General features: G+C 73.3%; 19 protein-coding genes and 1 pseudogene. 9 read left to right on the forward strand and 11 right to left on the reverse strand.

Annotation, left to right across the window (positions count from 1 at the left end; genetic code table 11):
- The 6 genes and pseudogenes from AB0L37_RS29690 to AB0L37_RS29715 all read right to left on the reverse strand — a co-directional run.
- Positions 1-299: pseudogene (locus tag AB0L37_RS29690) on the reverse strand (hypothetical protein); the annotation flags it as partial.
- Positions 300-382: 83 nt separating this feature from the next.
- Positions 383-985, reverse strand: a complete 603-nt coding sequence (locus tag AB0L37_RS29695; RefSeq protein WP_365512034.1) for an SRPBCC domain-containing protein — start codon at positions 983-985, stop codon at positions 383-385.
- A gap of 56 nt (positions 986-1,041) precedes the next feature.
- A complete protein-coding gene (locus tag AB0L37_RS29700) occupies positions 1,042-1,653 on the reverse strand; it encodes a TetR/AcrR family transcriptional regulator (protein WP_365512037.1) in 612 nt (203 codons plus the stop codon).
- A 178-nt stretch (positions 1,654-1,831) separates the two neighbouring features.
- The gene (locus AB0L37_RS29705; RefSeq protein WP_365512040.1) at positions 1,832-2,395 is read right to left on the reverse strand and encodes a PadR family transcriptional regulator; all 564 of its coding nucleotides are present in this window, start codon (positions 2,393-2,395) and stop codon (positions 1,832-1,834) included.
- 13 nt (positions 2,396-2,408) lie between these two features.
- Positions 2,409-2,810, reverse strand: coding sequence for a nuclear transport factor 2 family protein (locus AB0L37_RS29710; protein ID WP_365512043.1), 402 nt, complete (start codon positions 2,808-2,810; stop codon positions 2,409-2,411).
- Positions 2,811-2,880: 70 nt separating this feature from the next.
- Entirely contained in the window at positions 2,881-3,864 is a 984-nt protein-coding gene (locus AB0L37_RS29715) for a LuxR family transcriptional regulator (protein WP_365512045.1), read from the reverse strand.
- 179 nt (positions 3,865-4,043) lie between these two features.
- Here AB0L37_RS29715 and AB0L37_RS29720 point away from each other — a divergent pair, with 179 nt between their 5' ends.
- Complete coding sequence (locus tag AB0L37_RS29720; protein ID WP_365512047.1) at positions 4,044-5,453, forward strand: aminopeptidase P family protein; 1,410 nt, start codon at positions 4,044-4,046, stop codon at positions 5,451-5,453.
- Between the two features lie 36 nt (positions 5,454-5,489).
- On the opposite strand, the gene AB0L37_RS29725 is transcribed toward AB0L37_RS29720, so the two are convergent.
- A complete protein-coding gene (locus AB0L37_RS29725; RefSeq protein ID WP_365512344.1) occupies positions 5,490-6,449 on the reverse strand; it encodes a helix-turn-helix transcriptional regulator in 960 nt (319 codons plus the stop codon).
- A 140-nt stretch (positions 6,450-6,589) separates the two neighbouring features.
- Between AB0L37_RS29725 and AB0L37_RS29730 the strand changes: the two genes are divergently transcribed.
- Entirely contained in the window at positions 6,590-6,895 is a 306-nt protein-coding gene (locus AB0L37_RS29730; protein ID WP_365512049.1) for an ANTAR domain-containing protein, read from the forward strand.
- A gap of 13 nt (positions 6,896-6,908) precedes the next feature.
- Here the strand turns inward: AB0L37_RS29730 and AB0L37_RS29735 are convergent, their stop codons facing one another.
- Complete coding sequence (locus AB0L37_RS29735) at positions 6,909-7,430, reverse strand: N-acetyltransferase family protein (protein WP_365512051.1); 522 nt, start codon at positions 7,428-7,430, stop codon at positions 6,909-6,911.
- Between AB0L37_RS29735 and AB0L37_RS29740 the strand changes: the two genes are divergently transcribed.
- A complete protein-coding gene (locus AB0L37_RS29740) occupies positions 7,429-8,004 on the forward strand; it encodes an XRE family transcriptional regulator (RefSeq protein ID WP_365512054.1) in 576 nt (191 codons plus the stop codon). The genes AB0L37_RS29735 and AB0L37_RS29740 overlap by 2 nt on opposite strands.
- Positions 8,001-9,194, forward strand: a complete 1,194-nt coding sequence (locus tag AB0L37_RS29745) for an MFS transporter (RefSeq protein WP_365512056.1) — start codon at positions 8,001-8,003, stop codon at positions 9,192-9,194. The genes AB0L37_RS29740 and AB0L37_RS29745 overlap by 4 nt, the downstream gene beginning before the upstream one ends.
- A 166-nt stretch (positions 9,195-9,360) precedes the next feature.
- Here the strand turns inward: AB0L37_RS29745 and AB0L37_RS29750 are convergent, their stop codons facing one another.
- A complete protein-coding gene (locus AB0L37_RS29750; protein ID WP_365512058.1) occupies positions 9,361-9,771 on the reverse strand; it encodes a DUF5997 family protein in 411 nt (136 codons plus the stop codon).
- Between the two features lie 58 nt (positions 9,772-9,829).
- On the opposite strand from AB0L37_RS29750, the gene AB0L37_RS29755 reads away from it, so the two are divergent.
- Entirely contained in the window at positions 9,830-10,618 is a 789-nt protein-coding gene (locus AB0L37_RS29755; protein ID WP_365512061.1) for a LysR substrate-binding domain-containing protein, read from the forward strand.
- On the opposite strand, the gene AB0L37_RS29760 is transcribed toward AB0L37_RS29755, so the two are convergent.
- A complete protein-coding gene (locus AB0L37_RS29760) occupies positions 10,615-11,193 on the reverse strand; it encodes a TetR/AcrR family transcriptional regulator (RefSeq protein ID WP_365512063.1) in 579 nt (192 codons plus the stop codon). The genes AB0L37_RS29755 and AB0L37_RS29760 overlap by 4 nt on opposite strands.
- 182 nt (positions 11,194-11,375) lie before the next feature.
- Between AB0L37_RS29760 and AB0L37_RS29765 the strand changes: the two genes are divergently transcribed.
- From AB0L37_RS29765 to AB0L37_RS29780, 4 genes are read left to right on the forward strand one after another with little or no spacing between them, the layout of a single operon-like run.
- Positions 11,376-11,942, forward strand: a complete 567-nt coding sequence (locus AB0L37_RS29765) for a 2Fe-2S iron-sulfur cluster-binding protein (protein ID WP_365512066.1) — start codon at positions 11,376-11,378, stop codon at positions 11,940-11,942.
- Positions 11,939-12,931: a xanthine dehydrogenase family protein subunit M gene (locus AB0L37_RS29770; protein ID WP_365512069.1), complete on the forward strand. Its 993-nt coding sequence runs from the start codon at positions 11,939-11,941 to the stop codon at positions 12,929-12,931. Before AB0L37_RS29765 ends, AB0L37_RS29770 begins: the two co-directional genes overlap by 4 nt.
- Positions 12,928-15,060, forward strand: coding sequence for a xanthine dehydrogenase family protein molybdopterin-binding subunit (locus AB0L37_RS29775; RefSeq protein ID WP_365512073.1), 2,133 nt, complete (start codon positions 12,928-12,930; stop codon positions 15,058-15,060). The genes AB0L37_RS29770 and AB0L37_RS29775 overlap by 4 nt, the downstream gene beginning before the upstream one ends.
- Positions 15,053-16,168 (forward strand): XdhC/CoxI family protein, encoded by a 1,116-nt coding sequence (locus tag AB0L37_RS29780; protein ID WP_365512076.1) that lies wholly within the window; start codon positions 15,053-15,055, stop codon positions 16,166-16,168. Before AB0L37_RS29775 ends, AB0L37_RS29780 begins: the two co-directional genes overlap by 8 nt.
- A gap of 175 nt (positions 16,169-16,343) precedes the next feature.
- Here the strand turns inward: AB0L37_RS29780 and AB0L37_RS29785 are convergent, their stop codons facing one another.
- Positions 16,344-18,365 (reverse strand): CocE/NonD family hydrolase, encoded by a 2,022-nt coding sequence (locus tag AB0L37_RS29785; RefSeq protein ID WP_365512079.1) that lies wholly within the window; start codon positions 18,363-18,365, stop codon positions 16,344-16,346.

Consider the following 18,365-nt stretch of genomic DNA (forward strand, 5'->3'; position numbering starts at 1 on the left):
GGGCCGCCCAGCGGCACCAGGACCGCGGTGCGCCGGAACTCGCCCATCAGGGCGGCGAACTCCCGCCTGCGCGCCGCCACTTCAGGATCCTCGGCGCCGGGGGAGGGGGCGGCGGTCTCCGGTGCCACCGGTGACTCGGCGGGCGGAGCCGGACGGTCGGCGGACGGCGCTGGTGGCTCGGCGGGTGGAGCGCCACGGTCGGCGGGCGACTCCTGTGCCCCGCTCATCTCCGCGTACTCCGCGAGACGCGACCTCGGTATCTGCTGCGGCTCTCGCGCCGCACCCCCGTGCTCAGCCATGCCCCCCATCATCACCAAGGGGCATTGCGAACTGCAACGCCCCTACGTCACACCCCTGTCACAGGTCACGGCAGGTGCGCGGGTCAGTCGCCGAGGCTTTCGGCCCGCTGGGCGAGGGCCTTGTTCATCGCCCGGAACTGCGGCAGCGTCTCGGACTTCAGGTAGCCCTGGGCGAACGGGACGGCGACGCCGGTGAAGGACTCGCTCTGGGTGAGGCGGACGCGGTCGGGGCCGACGCGTTCGACGACGAAGCGGTGCCGGCCGTCCGCGATCCAGCCCGGGCCCATCTTCCCCAGCCAGCGCAACTCCTTGCCGGGGGTCGCCTCCTGGACCCGGGGGGTGAACGGGGAGCCGCCCTCGTCGTCGTGCAGGACGACGTGCAGCCGCGCGCCCTCGACGAGGCGGCCGTCCGACGACGTCACGCGGGCCGAGGTCATGAACGGGTTCCACTCGTCGTAGGCGGCGAAGTCCGTCAGGACCCGCCAGACCTCGTCGGGGGTGGCGCGGATCTCGACCGAGGCGGTGAGCCGGGTCTCGTGCTGGTTGGACCAGGCCGTGTATCCGGCGAGGAGAAGGGCCGTCGCGGCCAGTGCCGCGCGCAGGCGGGGGCGTCGGCGGCGCCGGGCCGGGGCGGCCTGCGCTGTCGTGTCGGCGGCCGGCTGGGTGTGCGTCTCGGTGTGTGTCATCGGGCCCTTCTTCCGCTTCGTGGGGGGCGAACGTTCGGCGGGACACGTGCCGGTGGTCAGGAGGCGACGCCGTCCAGGGCGCCGGTGACGAGCCGCTCGACATAGGCCGCGTCCAGGGGGTGGCCGGTGACGAGCAGGCGGTAGTAGAGCGCGCCCGCGAGCTGGTCGAACAGCACCTCCGGGTCGGCTTCGGCCCGCAACTCGCCGCTCTCGCGGGCCTGTTGGAGGAGGGCGAGGACCAGGGCGTTGCGGCGCGCGAACATGGCGTGGACGGCGGCGGCGACGTCCGCGTGGCGCGCGGCGGCCGCGACGACCTCCGCGACGAGGCCCGCGGACGTCTCGCCCGCCGACGTGGGGCGGCCGACTCGCCGCATCCGGTCGAGCCCGCCGGCGATGGCGTTCAGGTAGCCGATGAGGTCCGCGCGGACGTCGCCGCTGTACGTGACCGGCACGGCGTCCTGGATGCGTGCGACCACCGCGACGATCAGGTGGTCCTTGGTGGGCCACCGCCGGTACAGCGTGGTCTTCGCGACGCCCGCCCGGGTGGCGACCTCGTCGACGGAGAACCGGTCGTACCCGCGCTCCAGGAGCAATTCGCCGGCGGCGTCCAGGATGCGTGCGTCCGCGCTCTCGCTGCGCGGGCGGCCGCGCCGGGTCGAAGTGTCCATCTCGCGCTCCCTGCCGTCGAGCTCCTCGACCGGCTCGGCCGGCTCGGTCCGCTCGATCTGTTTTCGATACGGGTGTTTCGTAAATCGAGCATAGACGGCATCCTCGATTTACGCAACGGTCGTATCGAAAAGGCGGGAAGGGGCCCGGCACGCGTCGCCCGCGCCCGGTGACCACCCCTCAGGTCCGGGCGGCCCGCGCCTCCAGGACCTGTAGCGCCAGCTTGCCCCAGCGGACGTTCTCCCGCTCGAACTCCATGCCGCGGAGCAGGGTGAGGTAGGGGCCCACGGACTCCGTCTCCGCCAGATACGTCTCCTGCGTACGGCCGTCCAGGAGCTTGGCCCGCAGCCGCTCGTACCGCGCCAGCTTGGCCCCGGCCTGCTCGATACGGACCCCGATCGCCTCGCGGACGGCGTCGAGGTCACCGGCGTCCACGCTCTGCACCTTGACGAGGAGCTCGTCACGGATCGCCGTAGGCCGGCCGGGCGGCTCGGCGGTGTAGGCGCGCACCGCCGCGCGGCCCGTCTCGGTGAGGCGGAACAGGCGCTTGTCCGGGCGGCGTTCCTGGCGCACGACCCGGGCGCTGACGAGGCCGTCGGCCGCCATCCGGTCCAGCTCGCGGTAGAGCTGCTGGGGCGTGGCCGTCCAGAAGTTGGCGACCGAGGCGTCGAAGCTCTTCGCCAGGTCGTACCCGGACGCCTCGCCCTCCAGGAGCGCGGCCATCACCGCGTGCCGCAACGCCATCAGCCGGTCTCCGTCACTTCGCGCCCGCCTCGCCCGCCTCGCGCGCGATCCGGTCGAACTGGGCGCCCATCGCCTCGGAGAGCGCCTGCGCCGCGGAGAGCGGACGGACCATGACGGTGAACTCGTCGATCTTCCCCTCGTCGTCCACGTGGAGGAAGTCGCAGCCCTGGATGCGCTTGCCGGAGACCGTCGCGTTGAAGACGAGGGCGTGGTCGCGGCCGTCAGGGTTCGCGATCTCGCGCTCGTACGTGAAGTCCTCGAAGACCCGCATCACGCCGCGCAGGACGGCGGCGGTGATCGCCTTGCCCGGATACGGCTTGAACGCGATCGGGCTGGTGAAGACGACGTTCTCGGCGAGCAGCGCCTCTATGGCGGCCTCGTCGCGTGCCTCGACGGCCTTGCGGAACGCGTGCATGGGAGCCCCTCTCTGCGACCGGTACTCAACTTTTTGAATAGGTGCGTCGGAGAGTACCGCGCGCCCCGCGTCACAACCAGCCGTTGCGCTGGGCCTGCAACGCCAGCTGGAAACGGTTCGCGGCGCCGAGTCGCGTCATCAGGATCTGCAGGCGGCGGAAGAGCGTGCGGCGGCTGATGCCCAGTTCGCGGGCGATCGCGTCGTCACCGGCGCCGCCCGCGAGCAGCCACAGCAGACGACGGTCGGTGGGCGCCAGCGGGCCCGGCAGGGTCGTGCTGCCGTGGAACGGCAGGGCGCTGCGCCACGACAGCTCGAACAGCGCGATGAGCGCGGAGAGCAGACCGCTCGGCTGCACGACCAGCGTGGTGTGGTGCACATCGGCCTCCTCGATCGCGAGCGACACGAGCGCGTACGCATCGTCGATGATCATGAGCTTGACCGGCACGGACGGCAGGACCCGGGCCTGTTCACCGGCGTTGATGACCGGCTCGATGGCCTCCTTCAGGCGGCCCGGATGTTCCAGCGACTCGCGCGAGTACACGACGCGCTGCGTCACCCCGCGGGCGAGCGTGGCCAGCGCGTCGTCCGTGGCCTCGGGCAGCGGCAGATACGGCGGTGACTCCAGCTGCCGGATCTGCTCCCGGGCGCTCGCCCACGCCTGGCGCGCCCGCGGGCCGAGTGCGTCGCCGGTGATCACCTCCACCGGGTGCCCGTCGAGCGCGTCGAGCCGCCTGCGCCGGAACGACTCGAAGGCGCCGCCCACCGCGAGCCGCGACGCCTCGACCTCCGCCGCCCGCTGCCGCACGAGCAGGTCGAGGGCCGCGGTCGGCGGAACCGGGGCGACCGGCGCGCCGTCCTGCCCCGCGGGCCCGACGAGCCCCGCGTCGACGAGCGCGTCATAGGCCGCGGTCAGCTCCGTGCCGGTGAGACCGGATGCCGCCGCGATCTCGCCGAGCGGGGCGGGAGCCAGCTCCAGGAGCGTGCGGTAGACCTGGGCTGCCGCGTCGTCGAGGCCGAGAAGCCGCAGCGCGGAGCCGATTTTCGCGTTCGTCATGAGGCCCATTGTCGACCGCTTCGCGCACCGTCGCGTGGCCGATCTGTGCCACTGGCGCTGATGGGCGTTCGGCGTGCCGGGTGCGGGATAACTTCCCGGCTACGTCGAAGGACCAGCGTCCAGAAGGATCAGCGTCCAGAAGAACCAGCGTCCAGAAGAACCAGAGAAAGGTGTACGCCGTGGCGGAAGGCCGGAAGAACGGGCTCTACTCGGGGATCTCCGAGGAGCTGTCCACCCTGATGCGCTCGGGCTGGGCCGACACCGAGCGGCACGACCTCGCCCCGAGCGAGCAGGCCCCGTACGCCGCCGCGCGCCGCGCCGCCCTCTCCGCGCGCTTCCCTGGCGAGCGCCTCGTCATCCCCTCCGGGAACCTCAAGGTCCGCTCGAACGACGACACGTACCCCTTCCGCGCCTACTCCGGCTACGTCCACATGTCCGGCGACCAGGCCCGCGACGGCGCCGTCGTCCTCGAACCCCGCGCGGACGGCGGCCACGACGCGTACTGCTACCAGCTGCCCCGCGACAGCCGCGACGACAACGAGTTCTGGACCGGCCCGACGGCCGAACTGTGGATGGGCCGGCGCCGCTCCCTCGCCGAGTCGGAGCGGGTGCTCGGACTGCCCTGCCGCGACGTGCGCACCGCCGCCGAGGACCTGGCCGCGTCCAGCGTTCCGACCCGTGTCGTGCGCGGCGTCGACCCTGCCCTGGAGGCCGCCGTCACCACCGACGCCGAGCGGGACGCCGAACTCGAGGAGGCGCTCAGCGATCTGCGCGCCGTGAAGGACGCCTGGGAGATCGGCGAGCTGCGCAAGGCCGTCGATGCCACGGTGCGCGGATTCACCGATGTCGTGGGGGAGCTGTCGAAGGCGGTCGCCTCGTCCGAGCGGTGGATCGAGGGAACCTTCTTCCGCCGCGCGCGCCTGGAGGGCAACGCCGTCGGCTACGGCACCATCTGCGCCGCCGGCGACCACGCCACGATCATGCACTGGACGGACAACGACGGCCCCGTCCGCCCCGGCGACCTGCTCCTGCTCGACGCCGGTGTCGAGGCGCGCTCCCTCTACACCGCCGACGTCACCCGCACCCTGCCGATCGACGGCACGTTCACGCCCGTGCAGCGCACCGTCTACGACGCCGTGTACGCGGCCCAGGAGGCGGGCTTCGCCGCCGTCAAGCCGGGCGCCGCGTACCGCGACTTCCACGAGGCGTGCCAGCGCCACCTCGCGGCCCAGCTGGTCGAGTGGGGCTTCATCGAGGGCCCGGCCGAGCGCGCGTACGAGCTCGGACTCCAGCGCCGCTTCACGATGGCGGGCACCGGGCACATGCTCGGCCTCGACGTGCACGACTGCGCCCAGGCCCGCACCGAGGAGTACGTCGACGCCGTCCTGGAGCCGGGCATGGTGCTCACCGTCGAGCCCGGCCTGTACTTCCAGCGCGACGACCTGACGGTCCCCGAGGAGTGGCGCGGCATCGGCGTGCGCATCGAGGACGACCTGCTCGTCACCGCCGACGGGCACGAGAACCTCTCCGGCGGCCTGCCCCGATCGGCGGACGAGGTCGAGGCCTGGATGGGCCGGCACGCGGGCTGACCCCGCGCCGGCTCGCCCGGCCGGCCGCCTCTGGCGTCAGCCGCCGTGCAGCGTGTGGCGGGGCGGGCGTCCGTACGCCTCGCGGTAGAGCGTCGCGAAGCGGCCGGGCTGGTAGAAGCCCCACCGGGCCGCGACCGTCGTGACCGTGTCCCCGGCCGACGGGTCGGCGGCCAGCAGGTCGCGGTGCGCGTGGGACAGCCGGACACGGCGCAGATGGGCCAGCGGCGTCGTGTCCAGGTGGCGGCGGAACGCGTACTGCACGGCGCGGACGGTGACATGGGCCGCCGCCGCGATGTCCGCGACGGTGAGCGGCTCGCGGGCATGGTCGTCGATGTACGCGAGCGCGCGCCGCAGCGTCGCCGAGTGCGCGTCGTTCCTGTCGGTCGCGGTGGGCGACATCAGCGCGGTGTTCGGGAACGCGGCCAGCACGCTCGCCGCGAGGTGCTGCGCCGCAGTCGCCGTCACCAACGGCTGCCCGGCCAGCTCGGGTTCGGCCAGCACGTGGTCGCGTACGTGCGTGATGGTGTGCCGCAGCTGCCGGGCCGCGGCGGCCGACGTGGGTCGGTGTCCGGTGAGCCGGACCGGACCGCCCTTCGCGTCCGGAGCGGTGGCGGCGACCCGGGTGAGCAGGTCGGGGTCGAGCATCGTGATGTTGTACCGGGCGGCGCAGATCCGTCCCTGGTAAGGGAGTTCGGGCGGCGCGAAGGACACCACGTCCCCGGGGCCGAAGGCGTCCTCCACGTCACCGAAGCCGTGGTCCTCGATCGTGCCCTCGTACACGACGCACAGGCAGATCCTGCCCAGCGGTGTGACGTCGTAGCGCATGTCGAAGTCGAGGTCGAGTTCGTCGACGCTGACCCCCGGCATCGTGGTGCGGTCGATCCGCGCCCGGCTGGTACCCGGCGTCCCGTTCCCGATGCGCATGGCCGCGTAGGCCCTGCTGAGGAAGTCCTCCGTGACGGCCAGGTCACTGCTGTCGAAGTGCAGGTTCTCCACGTTCTGTACGGATCCCATGGTCGGCACCCCCATTTCGTATTCCGTACAGCGCCTACCCGATCTCTTCGTTCTCAGTGTCGTGTCCGCCGTTCCCGCCGGGTGAGATGGGGCGCGAACGGCAAGCGGAAGGGGCGGCCTGGATGGTGGACGGCGGCGGGCCGCACGGACGGATCGGCGTGTTGCAGGACGAGGTGCGGCAACTGCATCGCGCCATCGCCTCGCACGCCATCGTCGACCAGGCGATCGGTGTGGTGCTCGTGCTCGGCGGCCTCGCCCCCGAGCAGGGCTGGGACGTCCTGAAAGAGGTGTCGCAGCACACCAACACGAAGCTGCGGGAGATCGCCGGGCAAGTGGTGGCGTGGACCTCCGGCGGGCAGCTCGACAGCGAGGTACGGCACGCCCTGGACGTCGCGCTGGCCCGGGCCAGGACGACCACGCACGCCTGACCGCGGCGGCACGTCAGTCCAACGGGAGCCGCATCAGCGTCAGATCGAGCCACCGCCCGAACTTCGTGCCGACCTCGCGCACCGTGCCCGCGTGCTCGAAGCCGTGCCGCTCGTGCAGCCGGATCGATGCCGTGTTCCCCGCCTCGATCCCGGCGATCATCACGTGCAGACCGGCCGCCCGAGCGGAGTCGATCAGCGTGGTGAGCAGGGCGGAGCCGATGCCCGCGCCGTGGTGGCCCTCGGTGACGTACACCGAGTTCTCGACCGTGTGCCGAAAGCCCGAGTACGCCTTCCACGGGCCGTACACGCCGAACCCCACGACCGCGCCGTCGCGCTCGGCCACGAACGCGGAGCCCCGCGACAGATGCGCGCCGAGCCAGGCCGCGCCCTCGTCGCGGGTCTGCGGGGAGTCGGTCCACAGCGCCGTGCCGTGCTCGATCGCGTGGTTGCGGATGCCGAGGACGGCGTCCAGGTCGCTGGACAGCGCCGGGCGGACGGTCACCGCCCGCACCCCGGTCTCGTATATTGGATTCATGTCCAACATCATAGATCCCCTGGTGGAGCGGATCGGGGCGCGTATCCGCGCCGAGCGCGACCTGCGCCGCTGGACGCTGGCCGAGCTGGCCGAGGCGTCGGGGGTCTCCAGGGCGATGATCCACCGGATCGAGCGGGGCGAGAGCAATCCGACCGCGGTCGTGCTCGGCAAGCTGTCCGCCGCGTTCCGGCTGAGCGTGGCGACGCTGCTCGACCCGGAGGCCGAGGCGCCCGTGGAGCGGGTGCGGCGCGCGGACGCGGCGCCGCTGTGGCGCGACCCGGGGACGGGGTACGCGCGGCGGCAGGTGTCGGGGCCGGGATTCCCCGCCGAGGTCGCCGAGATCCGGCTGCCGCCCGGCGCCGAAGTCCCGTACCCCGCCGCCGCGTTCGCCTTCCACCGGCAGCTCGTCTGGGTCATCGAGGGGCATCTCACCTTCCGCGAGGGCGAGGTGCCGCACGAACTCGACGCGGGTGACACGGTGGAGTTGGGGCCGCCCGTGCCCTGCGTCTTCATCAACGCCACGGACCGGGAATGCCGTTACGCCGTCGTCCTCGTGCGCGGCGAAGCGCCGTGAGCCTGCCGCGCGGTGGCGTCGCCCTGCTCGCCTGCACCGCCGGGATCGCGCTCGCCAACAACTACGCGATCCAGCCCGCCCTCGCCGACGTCGCCCGCGACACCGGGACGCGGGCGGCCGCGATCGGGCTGGTCACGACGGCCGCGCTGGCCGGCTGCATCGCCGGGTTCGCGCTGCTGCTTCCGCTCGCCGACCGGGCCGCACCGCGCCGCCTCGTGACCGGGCAGCTCGCCCTGCTCGCAAGTGGCCTGATCCTGGCGGCAGTTGCTCCCGGCCTCGGGGTGCTGCTCGTCGCGTACGTCGTCATCGGAGCAGGCGCGAGCGTCAGCGCGATGGCCTCGACGATCGCCGGGCGCGGTGTGCCGGGGGAGCGGCGGGGGGCGGCCGTCGCGCTCGTCGCCGCCGGGATGTCCGCCGGGATCCTGCTCAGCCGCCTCGTCGGCGGCGCCCTCGCGCAGGCGCTCGGCTGGCGCGAGATGCTGCTCGTCTTCGCCGGGCTCGTCCTGGCGTGCGCCGCGGGGGCGTGGCTGCGGCTGCCCCGGGAGCGGCCCGCGCCCACGGGCGGCTACCTCGCCACCCTCGCGGCGGCGCCCGGCCTGCTGCGCCGCCACCGCGCCCTGCGCCGCGCCGTCGTCCACGGCAGCCTCTGGTACTTCGCGTTCAGCCTCGTCTGGGTCGCCCTCACCGTCCGCCTCGCCCAGCCGCCGTACGGGCTCGACGCCGCCGCGATCGGGCTCTACAGCCTCGCCGGGGCGCTGGGATTCGCCGCGTTGCCGGTGGCGGGGCGGCTCGGGGACCGGTTCGGGACGCGCGCCGTGATCGGCGGGAGCATGGGCGCCGCCGCCGTCGGGGCCGCGCTGCTGTGCACGGGCCTGGACCTGCCGGTCGTGACCGCCGCCGGGCTCGCCCTCGTCGACGCGGGCTGCTTCACCGCGCAGGCCGCCAACCAGGCCCGCATCCTCGCCGTCGACCCGGCCCGCGGCGGCAGCCTCAGCGGCGTCTACCTGCTCCTGTACTTCCTCGCGGGCGTCGTGGGCTCCGCCCTCGCGGCCCCGCTGCTCACCCTGGGCGACTGGGCCGCCGCGTCCTGGACGGTGTGCGGGGCGCTGGTCCTCGCGGGGGTCCTCGCGGTGCGGCGGGACGCGGCCGCTACCGGAGCCGCCGCGCGACCGGCGCCCAGGTCCGTCTGACAGGTGCCCGTCCGACCGTCTCCGTCCGACCGTCTCCGTCCGACCGTCGCCGTCCGACAGTCTCCGCCTGAGGGTGTCCGGCTGACAGTGTCCGTCTTACGGGTCCCGGGAACGACCGAGCGGCCGGGGCAGGGCCCCGGCCGCTCGGTCCGCCTTCCGGCTGCGATCAGTCCCGCTCGGACCCACGCGCCTTGCGCTCCGCCTCCTCGGCGTGCTTCTTCTTGATCCGGACGTTCTCCTTGCGGACGTCCGCCTGCGTGGCCCGCTCCTTCTGCAGCCACTCCGGGTTCTCGTCCCTGAGCTCTTCGATCTGCTGCGTGGTGAGCGCCTCGGTGACCCCGCCACGGGCCAGGCCCGCGATCGAGATGCCGAGCCGCGCCGCGACGACGGGCCGCGGGTGCGGGCCGTTGGCGCGCAGGTCGGCGAGCCACTGCGGCGGCTCCGCCTCCAGTGCGGCCAGCTCGGCGCGCGAGACGACGCCCTCCCGGAACTCGGCGGGGGTGGCCTCGAGGTACACACCCAGCTTCTTCGCCGCGGTGGCGGGCTTCATGGTCTGGGTGTTCGCTTGCGACTTCATAACCCCCAGGGTATCCAGCGCGGCGACGCCCGCTGACCACGGCGGGTAGCCTTGCCGCGTGACAGGCACGGAAGAAACCCCCGCTCAGGGCTCTGGTCCCACGTTTCGGCTCGCGTACGTTCCCGGGGCGACGCCCGCCAAGTGGGTGCGGATCTGGAACGAGCGCCTGCGCGACGTCCCGCTGGCCCTCGTCCCGGTGGCCGCCTCCGAGGTCGCCGACGTCCTGCGCGCCGGGGACGCGGACGCCGGTCTGGTGCGCCTGCCCGTCGACCGTACGTACTTCAGCGCGATCCCCCTCTACACCGAGACGACCGTCGTGGTCGTCCCCAAGGACCACGTCGTGGCCGCGGTCGAGGAGGTCGCCCTCGCGGACCTCGCCGACGAGATCGTGCAGCATCCGCTGGACGACGTACTGGAGTGGGACGGCGCGTTGCCCGGACAGCCGGCCTTCGAGCGGCCCGCCACCACCGCCGACGCGATCGAGCTGGTCGCCGCGGGCGTGGGTGTGCTGATCGTGCCGCAGTCCCTGGCCCGGCTGCACCACCGCCGCGACCTCACGTACCGGACGGTCACGGACGCGCCGGGGTCGGACGTCGCCCTCGCCTGGCCCGAGGAGCGCACCACCGACCAGGTCGAGGACTTCATCGGCATCGTGCGCGGCCGCACCGTGAACAGCTCGCGCGGCCGTACCACGACCCCGCCGAAGCAGGAGAAGAAGCCCGCCAAGAAGCCCGCGGCCCGCAAGCCCGCCGCCAAGGGCACGGGCCGCCCCAAGCCGGGCGCCCGGGGGCAGGGCGGCAAGCCCCAGCCCGGCGGCAAGCGCGGAAAGCCGCGCAAGCGGTCCTAGGAGCCGGCCCCGGCCCGCAGCCCGTCCATCACCAGGTCGAGCAGGCGGCCCGAGCGGGACTGCCAGTCGCTGTGCGGGTCGATCAGCCACAGGCCCGCGATGGCCAGCATGAAGTCGTCGGGCGTGACGCCGGGGCGGATCGTGCCCGCCTTCTCGTTGGCCGTCAGCAGGAGCGTGACCGCCTCGGTGAGCGGGCCGTGGGCGAGGCTCTTCATCGTGCCGCGTGCCGTCGTCGCCTCGCGCAGCGCGTCCGCGAGGCCCGCCTTCGCCATCGCGTACTGGGCGAGACGGTCCATCCAGTCGCGCAGGGCCACCTCGGGCGGGCGCGTGCACAGCAACTGCTGCGCGGTGTCGGCGACTTGCTGTACCTCGTACCGGTACACCTCCAGGACAAGCGCCTCCCGGCTCGGGAAGTTGCGGTAGAACGTGCCTTGTCCGACACACGCCTTCCGGGCGATCAGGCTCAGCGGCGCGTCCGCGGAGCGGGTCAGCTCGGCGAGGGCCACCTCGAGGATGCGCTCGCGGTTGCGCTGTGCGTCCGAGCGCAGTGCGGCCTGCTTCTTCTGGTGCGACACGCGTCCTCCTCCGGCCGTGGCGCGTAAACGTCCTTGCTGAGCGGACAGTTGTCCGTTACGTTCGGGAGCCTGGACCGGACAGTTGTCCATTTGGGGTGCGCCCCCACTTTAGCGGCGTGCCCGCTCCCTCCTACGTACAGCGCTGATTCTCCACGCACCAGATACGTGAAAGAAGGCTGCTCATGGCCCCAGCGGGGATCCCGACCTCCAGCGCCATCACCCTGCACATCAACGGAGAGAAGTACACGCTGCCCGTCGACCACCGCACCACGCTGCTCGACGCCCTGCGCGAGCGGCTCGATCTGACCGGCACGAAGAAGGGGTGCGACCAGGGGCAGTGCGGCGCCTGCACCGTGCTCATCGACGGGCGCCGGGCCGTGTCCTGTCTCCAGCTCGCGGTCGCCGCCGAGGGCCGTGAGGTCACCACCATCGAGGGCGTCGCCCGGGACGGGCAGCTGCACCCGGTGCAGGAGGCCTTCGTGGAGCTCGACGGGTTCCAGTGCGGCTACTGCACACCGGGGCAGATCTGCTCCGCGCTCGCCGTCATCGAGGAGCACGCGGCGGGCTGGCCGAGCGCCGCCACCGAGGACGTCAGTCCGGAGGCGGGGCCGCCCCCGCTGACCCCGGAGGAGATCAGGGAACGGATGAGCGGCAACCTGTGCCGCTGCGGTGCCTACACGTCGATCGTGCGGGCCGTCGCCCAGGCCGCGGCCCAGGCGGGCCAGGACGTGAAGGAGCCGGTGGCGTGAGGGAGTTCGGATACGAGCGGGCGGCCGACGTGAGCGGCGCCGTGGCGGTGCTCGGCGCCGACCCCGAGGCCCGGTTCCTCGGCGGCGGCACCAATCTCGTCGACCTGATGAAGTCCGGCATCGAGCGCCCCGCGCTCCTCGTCGACGTACGCGAACTGCCCCTCGACCGCGTCGAGTCGACCGAGGACGGCGGGCTGCGGATCGGGGCCACCGTCACCAACAGCGACCTGGCGGCCCACCCCGAGGTGCGGCGCCGCTACCCGGCGCTGACCCAGGCCGTCCTCGCCGGCGCCTCCGGGCAGCTGCGCAACATGGCCACCGTCGGCGGAAATCTGCTCCAGCGCACTCGCTGCGGCTACTTCACCGACGTGAGCAAGCCGTGCAACAAGCGGGAGCCGGGCTCCGGCTGCCCCGCCGTCACCGGTGAGCACCGCAACGCCGCGATCCTCGGCGCGAGCGAGCACTGTGTGGCCGTGCACCCCTCCGACATGGGTGTCGCGCTCGCCGCGTTCGACGCGGTCGTCCAGTACGAGACCGTCGACGGCCCCGGGGAGCTGGCCCTCGCGGACTTCTACCGTCCCGTCGGTGACACGCCGCACCTGGAGACCGCGCTGCCGGCCGGTGCGCTGATCACGTCCGTGACGCTGCCGCCCGCGCCGGTCGCCGCCCGCTCCCGCTACCGCAAGGTCCGCGAGCGTGCCTCGTACGCCTTCGCGATCGGCTCCGTGGCCGCCGCCCTCGACGTCGAGGACGGTGTCGTACGGGATGTGCGGCTCGCCTTCGGGGCCGTCGCGTCCCACCCGTGGCGGGCCCGCGCGGCCGAAGCGGCGCTGCTCGGCAAGCCCGCCGACGGTGAGGCGTTCGCGGCCGCCGCCGACGCCGAACTCGCGGCCGCCGCACCGCTCACCCAGAACGCGTACAAGGTGCCGCTGCTGCGCAATCTCGTCGTGGCGATGCTCACCGAACTCAGTGAGGAGGCCGGGCGATGACCACCACCACGGCGAAGGCGGACGCGGTCGGCGTCGCGCACACCCGGATCGAGGGCCGCGAGAAGGTCACCGGCGCCGCCCGCTACGCGAGCGAGATCCCCTTCACGGGCCTCGCGCACGGCTGGCTCGTCCTGTCGACCGTGGCGCGCGGCCGGATCCGCGAGATCGACGACGAGGCCGTCCTCGCCCTGCCGGGCGTGCTCGCCGTCCTGCACCACCAGAACGCGCCACGGGTCACCATCGACTTCTTCGGCGCGCTCGGCCAGCCCGACCCGATCGTCGCGGTCTTCCAGGACGACCGGGTGCCGCACGCGGGCTGGCCCGTCGCGCTCGTCGTCGCCGAGACGCCCGAGCAGGCCCGCGAGGCCGCCGAGGCGCTCGTCGTCACGTACGAGCGCGAACCGCACGACATCGCCTTCCGCGCGGACCACCCCGGCACCTACACGCCGCAGGAGTCCGCCGCCGAGAAGGGTGACCTGGAGGCCGAACTCGCCGCGTCCGCCGTCGTGCTGGACGCTTCCTACACGACGCCCGAGCAGCATCACAGCGCCATGGAACCCCACGCGGTGACCGTGCGCTGGGACAGCGGGCGCCTGGAGCTCTTCGACTCCAACCAGGGCAGCAAGTGGATCGCCGACGACCTCGCGCGGATGTTCTCGCTCGACGAGAGCGCGGTGCACGTACGCTCCGAGCACGTCGGCGGCGCGTTCGGCTCCAAGGGGCTGCGCTCGCACCACGTGGCCGCCGTGATGGCCGCGACCCAGCTCCAGCGGCCCGTACGCGTCGCGCTGACCCGACGTCAGGTCTTCGCGATCACCGGCTACCGCAGCCCCACCGCCCAGCGCGTGCGGCTCGGCGCCGACCCCGACGGGCGGCTGCGCGCCCTTTCGCACGAGAACCAGTCCCTCACGTCGAACCTGCGCGAGTTCGTCGAGGGCAGCGCCGGGTACGCCCGCTCGATGTACGACGCCGTCGCGCACCACACCGTGAACCGGGTCGTGCCCGTCGACGTCGGCACTCCGACGTGGATGCGCGCGCCCGGCGAGGCGCCCGGCTCGTACGCCGTGGAGTCGGCGCTCGACGAGATCGCCGAGAAGCTCGGCATGGACCCGATCGCGCTGCGCCTGCGCAACGAACCGGCCGTCGGACCGGTGTCCGGGCTGCCGTTCGCCAGCCGCAACCTGATCGGCTGCCTGGAGGACGGCGCCCGCCGCTTCGGCTGGGCCGAGCGCGACCCGCGCCCGCGCGTGCGCCGCGACGGCCGCTGGCTGCTCGGCACCGGGGTCGCCGCCGCCACCTTCCCCTCCGGCGTCGCGCCCACCACGGCGTCCGCCACCGCCGAACCCGACGGCACGTTCACCGTCAAGGTCACCGCCGCCGACGTCGGCACCGGCGCCCGCACGGCGCTCACCCTCGTCGCCGCCGACGCCCTCGACGTGGCGCCCGACCGGGTCCATGTCCGCATCGCCGACAGCGACTTCGGGCCCGCCTGGGTCGCCGGCGGCTCCATGGGCACCCGCTCCTGGGGCTGGGCCGTCATGTCCGCCGCGCGCGAACTGCGGGAGCAACTGGCGCTGCTCGGCGGGGAGATCCCGGCCGAAGGCGTCACCGCGCGCACGGACACCACCGCGCTCATGGCGACGCTCGCGCAGAAGGAGCGGTACGCGTACGGAGCCCAGTTCGCCGAGGTCGCCGTCGACGTGGCCACCGGCGAGGTACGCGTGCGGCGCATGCTCGGCGTCTTCGCGGCCGGCCGCATCGTCAACCCGCTCACCGCGCGCAGCCAGTTGATCGGCGGCATGACGTGGGGCATCTCCATGGCCCTGCACGAGGAGGCCGTGCGCGACGAGGCGTCCGGCGGGCACGTCGGCGCGGACTTCGCCGGCTACCACGTCGCCGCGCACGCCGACGTCCCCGCCGTCGAGGCGCACTGGGTCGACGACCCCGACCCGGACGACCCCGTCGGCATCAAGGGCGTCGGCGAGATCGGCATCGTCGGCACGGCCGCCGCCATCGGCAACGCGGTGTGGCACGCGACCGGCGTCCGCCACCGCGACCTGCCGATCAGGCCCGACCGGGTGCTGCTCGCGGAGGCCCGGCGCGCCGAGCGGACCGAGCGGGATGCTTGACCTCGCCGCCGAACTGGGTGAATGGGCCGCGCAGGGCCGGGAGTTCGCCGTCGCCACCGTCGTCTCGGTGAGCGGCAGCGCACCCCGCCCGCCCGGCGCGGCCCTCGCCGTCGACACCGAGGGGACGGTCATCGGCTCCGTCTCCGGTGGCTGTGTCGAGGGCGCCGTCTACGACCTGTGCGTCGAGTCGCTGGGTGACGGGCGGGTGCGCAGGGAGCGGTTCGGGTACAGCGACGACGACGCGTTCGCCGTGGGCCTGACCTGCGGCGGCGTCGTCGAGGTGCACGTCGTGCCGGTGCGCGTCGGCTCCGCCGTCCGTACGGTGGTGGAGGCGGCGCTCGCTGTCGCGGCGCGCGGCGAACCGGTCGCCCTCGCCCGCGTCCTCGACGGGCCCGGTCAACTCGCCGACGGCGGAGGCTTGTTGCTGGTCCGCCCCGACGGTGCGCACGAGGGCGCTCTCGGCTCGGCCGACGACGCCGGGCTCGCCGCGCAGGCCCGCGCCCTGCTCGACCTCGGGCGGACCGGGGTGTGCGCGGTGCCGGAGAGTTCGGCGCGGTGCGGCGGCGACGTCGAGCTGTTCGTCGAGTCGAGCGTGCCGCCCGCGCGGATGATCGTGTTCGGCGCGGTCGACTTCGCGGGCGCGCTCGTCCGGGTCGGCAAACTCCTCGGGTTCCACGTGACGTTGTGCGACGCGCGGGGTGTCTTCGCGACGCGCGAACGGTTCCCCGAGGCGGACGAGGTGGTCGTCGAGTGGCCCGACCGCTATCTGCGCGAGACGGCGACGGACGAGCGGACGGTGCTGTGCGTTCTGACGCATGACGCCAAGTTCGACGTGCCGCTGTTGGAGGTGGCGCTGCGGTTGCCCGTCGCGTATGTGGGGGCGATGGGGTCGCGGCGCACGCACGACGACCGGTTGCTCAAGCTGCGCCAAGCGGGGCTGGGGGAGCGGGAGTTGGCTCGGCTGAGGTCTCCCATCGGCCTCGACCTGGGTGGCCGCACCCCGGAGGAGACGGCGATTTCCATCGGGGCGGAGATCGTGGCGGCCCGGCGAGGCGGCACCGGCACCCCACTGCAGGGCTCTTCGGGGCCGATCCATCGGTCCCTTTAAGCCCCTGCGGTGCGTGAGCAGGGGCCTGGGCACATCAAGCCCCTGCGGCGATTGAGCAGCGGGGTCTGGGGCAGAGCCCCAGGCCTCGGCGCCGTTGCCGGTTGCGATTCGGATCGCGGGTGCCGCGCCGTCGTGGCTGGTCGCGCAGTTCCCCGCGCCCCCAAGGGAGCTGTAGCTAAAGCCCGTCACGGGGTACCGACTCGTTCCAGGTCCGCGAGAACACCCGGCGATCGGACTCGTACGCGTCCAGCGTCGCGTTCACGTAGAACATCGACGCGTCACACGTCAGCTCCGTCCGCGTACGCACCCGCACATCCCACCCCTCCCGACTGAACCCCATCGTCCACGTCGAGACCCCCGACGCCGACGTGAAGTCGTCCGCCGTCGACTCGTACCGCTCATGCGCCCGGCAGCTGACATCCACGTCCGCGGCGTCGAAGTGGATCGTGCCGCGGTCCTTGACGATGTCGAGGGCTGCGCCGTAGTCGACCAGGTCGCGGGTGACCTGCCAGCGCTGCTCGGGCGGGGTCACCTGCCGGGTGGTGAGCGGCGCCGTGCCCTCCGGCGCGGCGAACGGCGCCGGGTCGTCGGGTTCCGTCGCCGGACGCACCGGCAGCACCAGCCGGCACCCCTCCTCGTGGGCGGTGAGCAGTGTCGGGTGCGGCGGGGGCCAGGCCAACGGCCAGTACGACGTGGAGAGGGACAGCCGCACCCGGTGGCCGGGCGGGAACGCCTGCGCGACCCCGTTGAGGTGGAGCACCGCGCGGTAGCGGCGGCCCGGTTCCAGGAGCGCGGGCTCACCCGTGCCGTCGCGCCGGGTCAGGTTCAGGACGCCGTACGTGACCCGCGTGGCACTGCCGTCGGGCGCCACGTCGGACAGGCGCGCGGCGACCGTCGCCACCGGCTGGTCGGCGCTGACCTCCAGCTCGACGCGGGGCGCGCCCAGGATCTCCAGGCGCTCGGGCAGCGGCTGCGTCTCGTAGACCAGGGAGCCGCCGTCCTCCTCGCGCTGGTCGTAGGGCAGGTCGGGCGGCGCGTTGTACGACGCCCACTTGCCGCCGAACTGGCCGACGGACAAAGGGGATCGCAGCGTCGGAGCGGACGTCTCCCGCTCCGTGTCGCCCGGCGCGGTGAGGTGGCGGTCGCCGAGCCGGTAAGGCACCTCCTCGACGTGCGGCGACGGCCACGACGGCTCACCGACCCAGCGGCCCGGGCGCTCCTCGTACGACGTGGACGGCGGGACGCTCTCCTGCACCCAGGCGCGCAGCATCGGCCCGTCCATCGCCCCGTTGTCGGCGCCCTTGAGCCAGTGGTCCCACCAGCGCACCACCTCCTGGAGGTAGCCGATGGCGGGGCCGGGCTCGCCCAGGTGCGGGTACTTGTGCGACCACGGGCCGATCAGGCCCTTGCGCGGACCGTCGAGGTGCGCGAGGAGGCGGGTCACCGCGTTCGAGTAGCCGTCGGCCCAGCCGCTGGACGCGAGGACCGGGCACCGTACGGACGTGTAGTCCTCGCAGACCGACGCGTGCCGCCAGTACCCGTCACGGCGCTGGTGGCGCAGCCAGTTGAGGACCCACGGCTCGGCCGCGTCGAGCCGCTCCTGCCACATGTCGCGCCAGCGGCCGCCCACCACGGCCGGGTCCGGCGGGCAGGTGGCGTACGCGAACATCGTGCCGGCCTCGGCGAGGCTGTCGGAGAGCAGCGCGCCGCCCATGTAGTGCATGTCGTCCGCGTAACGGTCGTCCGTGAACGAGGAGATGACGATCGCGCGCAGGCTCGGCGGCTGCCGGGCCGCGACCTGGAGCGCGGCGAACGCGCCCCACGAGATACCCATCATCCCGGTCGTCCCGTCGCACCAGGGCTGCGCGGCCAGCCATGCGAGGACCTCCTCGGCGTCGGCCTGTTCGCGCTCCAGGTACTCGTCGGTGAGGACGCCCTCGGAGTCGCCGGTGCCGCGCAGGTCGACGCGGACGCACGCGTAACCGTGCCCGGCGATGTACGGGTGGTGGATCGAGTCCCGCACCGAGCTCAAGTCCCTTTTGCGGTACGGGATGTACTCCAGGATCGCGGGGACGGGGGCGTCGTCCGAGGAGACCGGGCGCCAGATCCGGGCGGACAGCCGGACGCCGTCCGACATCGGGATCCGTACGTGGTCCTCTTCCTTGGTGGCGTGGGGGAGATGGTCGACGTAGTGCAT

This window comes from Streptomyces sp. NPDC052225, assembly GCF_040679615.1.
Taxonomy (GTDB): domain Bacteria; phylum Actinomycetota; class Actinomycetes; order Streptomycetales; family Streptomycetaceae; genus Streptomyces.

Excerpts from the sequence above, each read along its gene's own strand:
- AB0L37_RS29705 (WP_365512040.1), bottom strand. The coding sequence starts at position 2,395 with ATGGCGTTGCGGCACGCGGTGATGGCCGCGCTCCTGGAGGGCGAGGCG.
- AB0L37_RS29730 (WP_365512049.1), top strand. The coding sequence starts at position 6,590 with ATGGTGGACGGCGGCGGGCCGCACGGACGGATCGGCGTGTTGCAGGAC.
- AB0L37_RS29775 (WP_365512073.1), top strand. The coding sequence starts at position 12,928 with ATGACCACCACCACGGCGAAGGCGGACGCGGTCGGCGTCGCGCACACC.
- AB0L37_RS29780 (WP_365512076.1), top strand. The coding sequence starts at position 15,053 with ATGCTTGACCTCGCCGCCGAACTGGGTGAATGGGCCGCGCAGGGCCGG.
- AB0L37_RS29715 (WP_365512045.1), bottom strand. The coding sequence starts at position 3,864 with ATGACGAACGCGAAAATCGGCTCCGCGCTGCGGCTTCTCGGCCTCGAC.
- AB0L37_RS29735 (WP_365512051.1), bottom strand. The coding sequence starts at position 7,430 with ATGAATCCAATATACGAGACCGGGGTGCGGGCGGTGACCGTCCGCCCG.
- AB0L37_RS29765 (WP_365512066.1), top strand. The coding sequence starts at position 11,376 with ATGGCCCCAGCGGGGATCCCGACCTCCAGCGCCATCACCCTGCACATC.
- AB0L37_RS29785 (WP_365512079.1), bottom strand. The coding sequence starts at position 18,365 with ATGCACTACGTCGACCATCTCCCCCACGCCACCAAGGAAGAGGACCAC.
- AB0L37_RS29710 (WP_365512043.1), bottom strand. The coding sequence starts at position 2,810 with ATGCACGCGTTCCGCAAGGCCGTCGAGGCACGCGACGAGGCCGCCATA.
- AB0L37_RS29695 (WP_365512034.1), bottom strand. The coding sequence starts at position 985 with ATGACACACACCGAGACGCACACCCAGCCGGCCGCCGACACGACAGCG.
- AB0L37_RS29700 (WP_365512037.1), bottom strand. The coding sequence starts at position 1,653 with ATGGACACTTCGACCCGGCGCGGCCGCCCGCGCAGCGAGAGCGCGGAC.
- AB0L37_RS29750 (WP_365512058.1), bottom strand. The coding sequence starts at position 9,771 with ATGAAGTCGCAAGCGAACACCCAGACCATGAAGCCCGCCACCGCGGCG.
- AB0L37_RS29740 (WP_365512054.1), top strand. The coding sequence starts at position 7,429 with ATGTCCAACATCATAGATCCCCTGGTGGAGCGGATCGGGGCGCGTATC.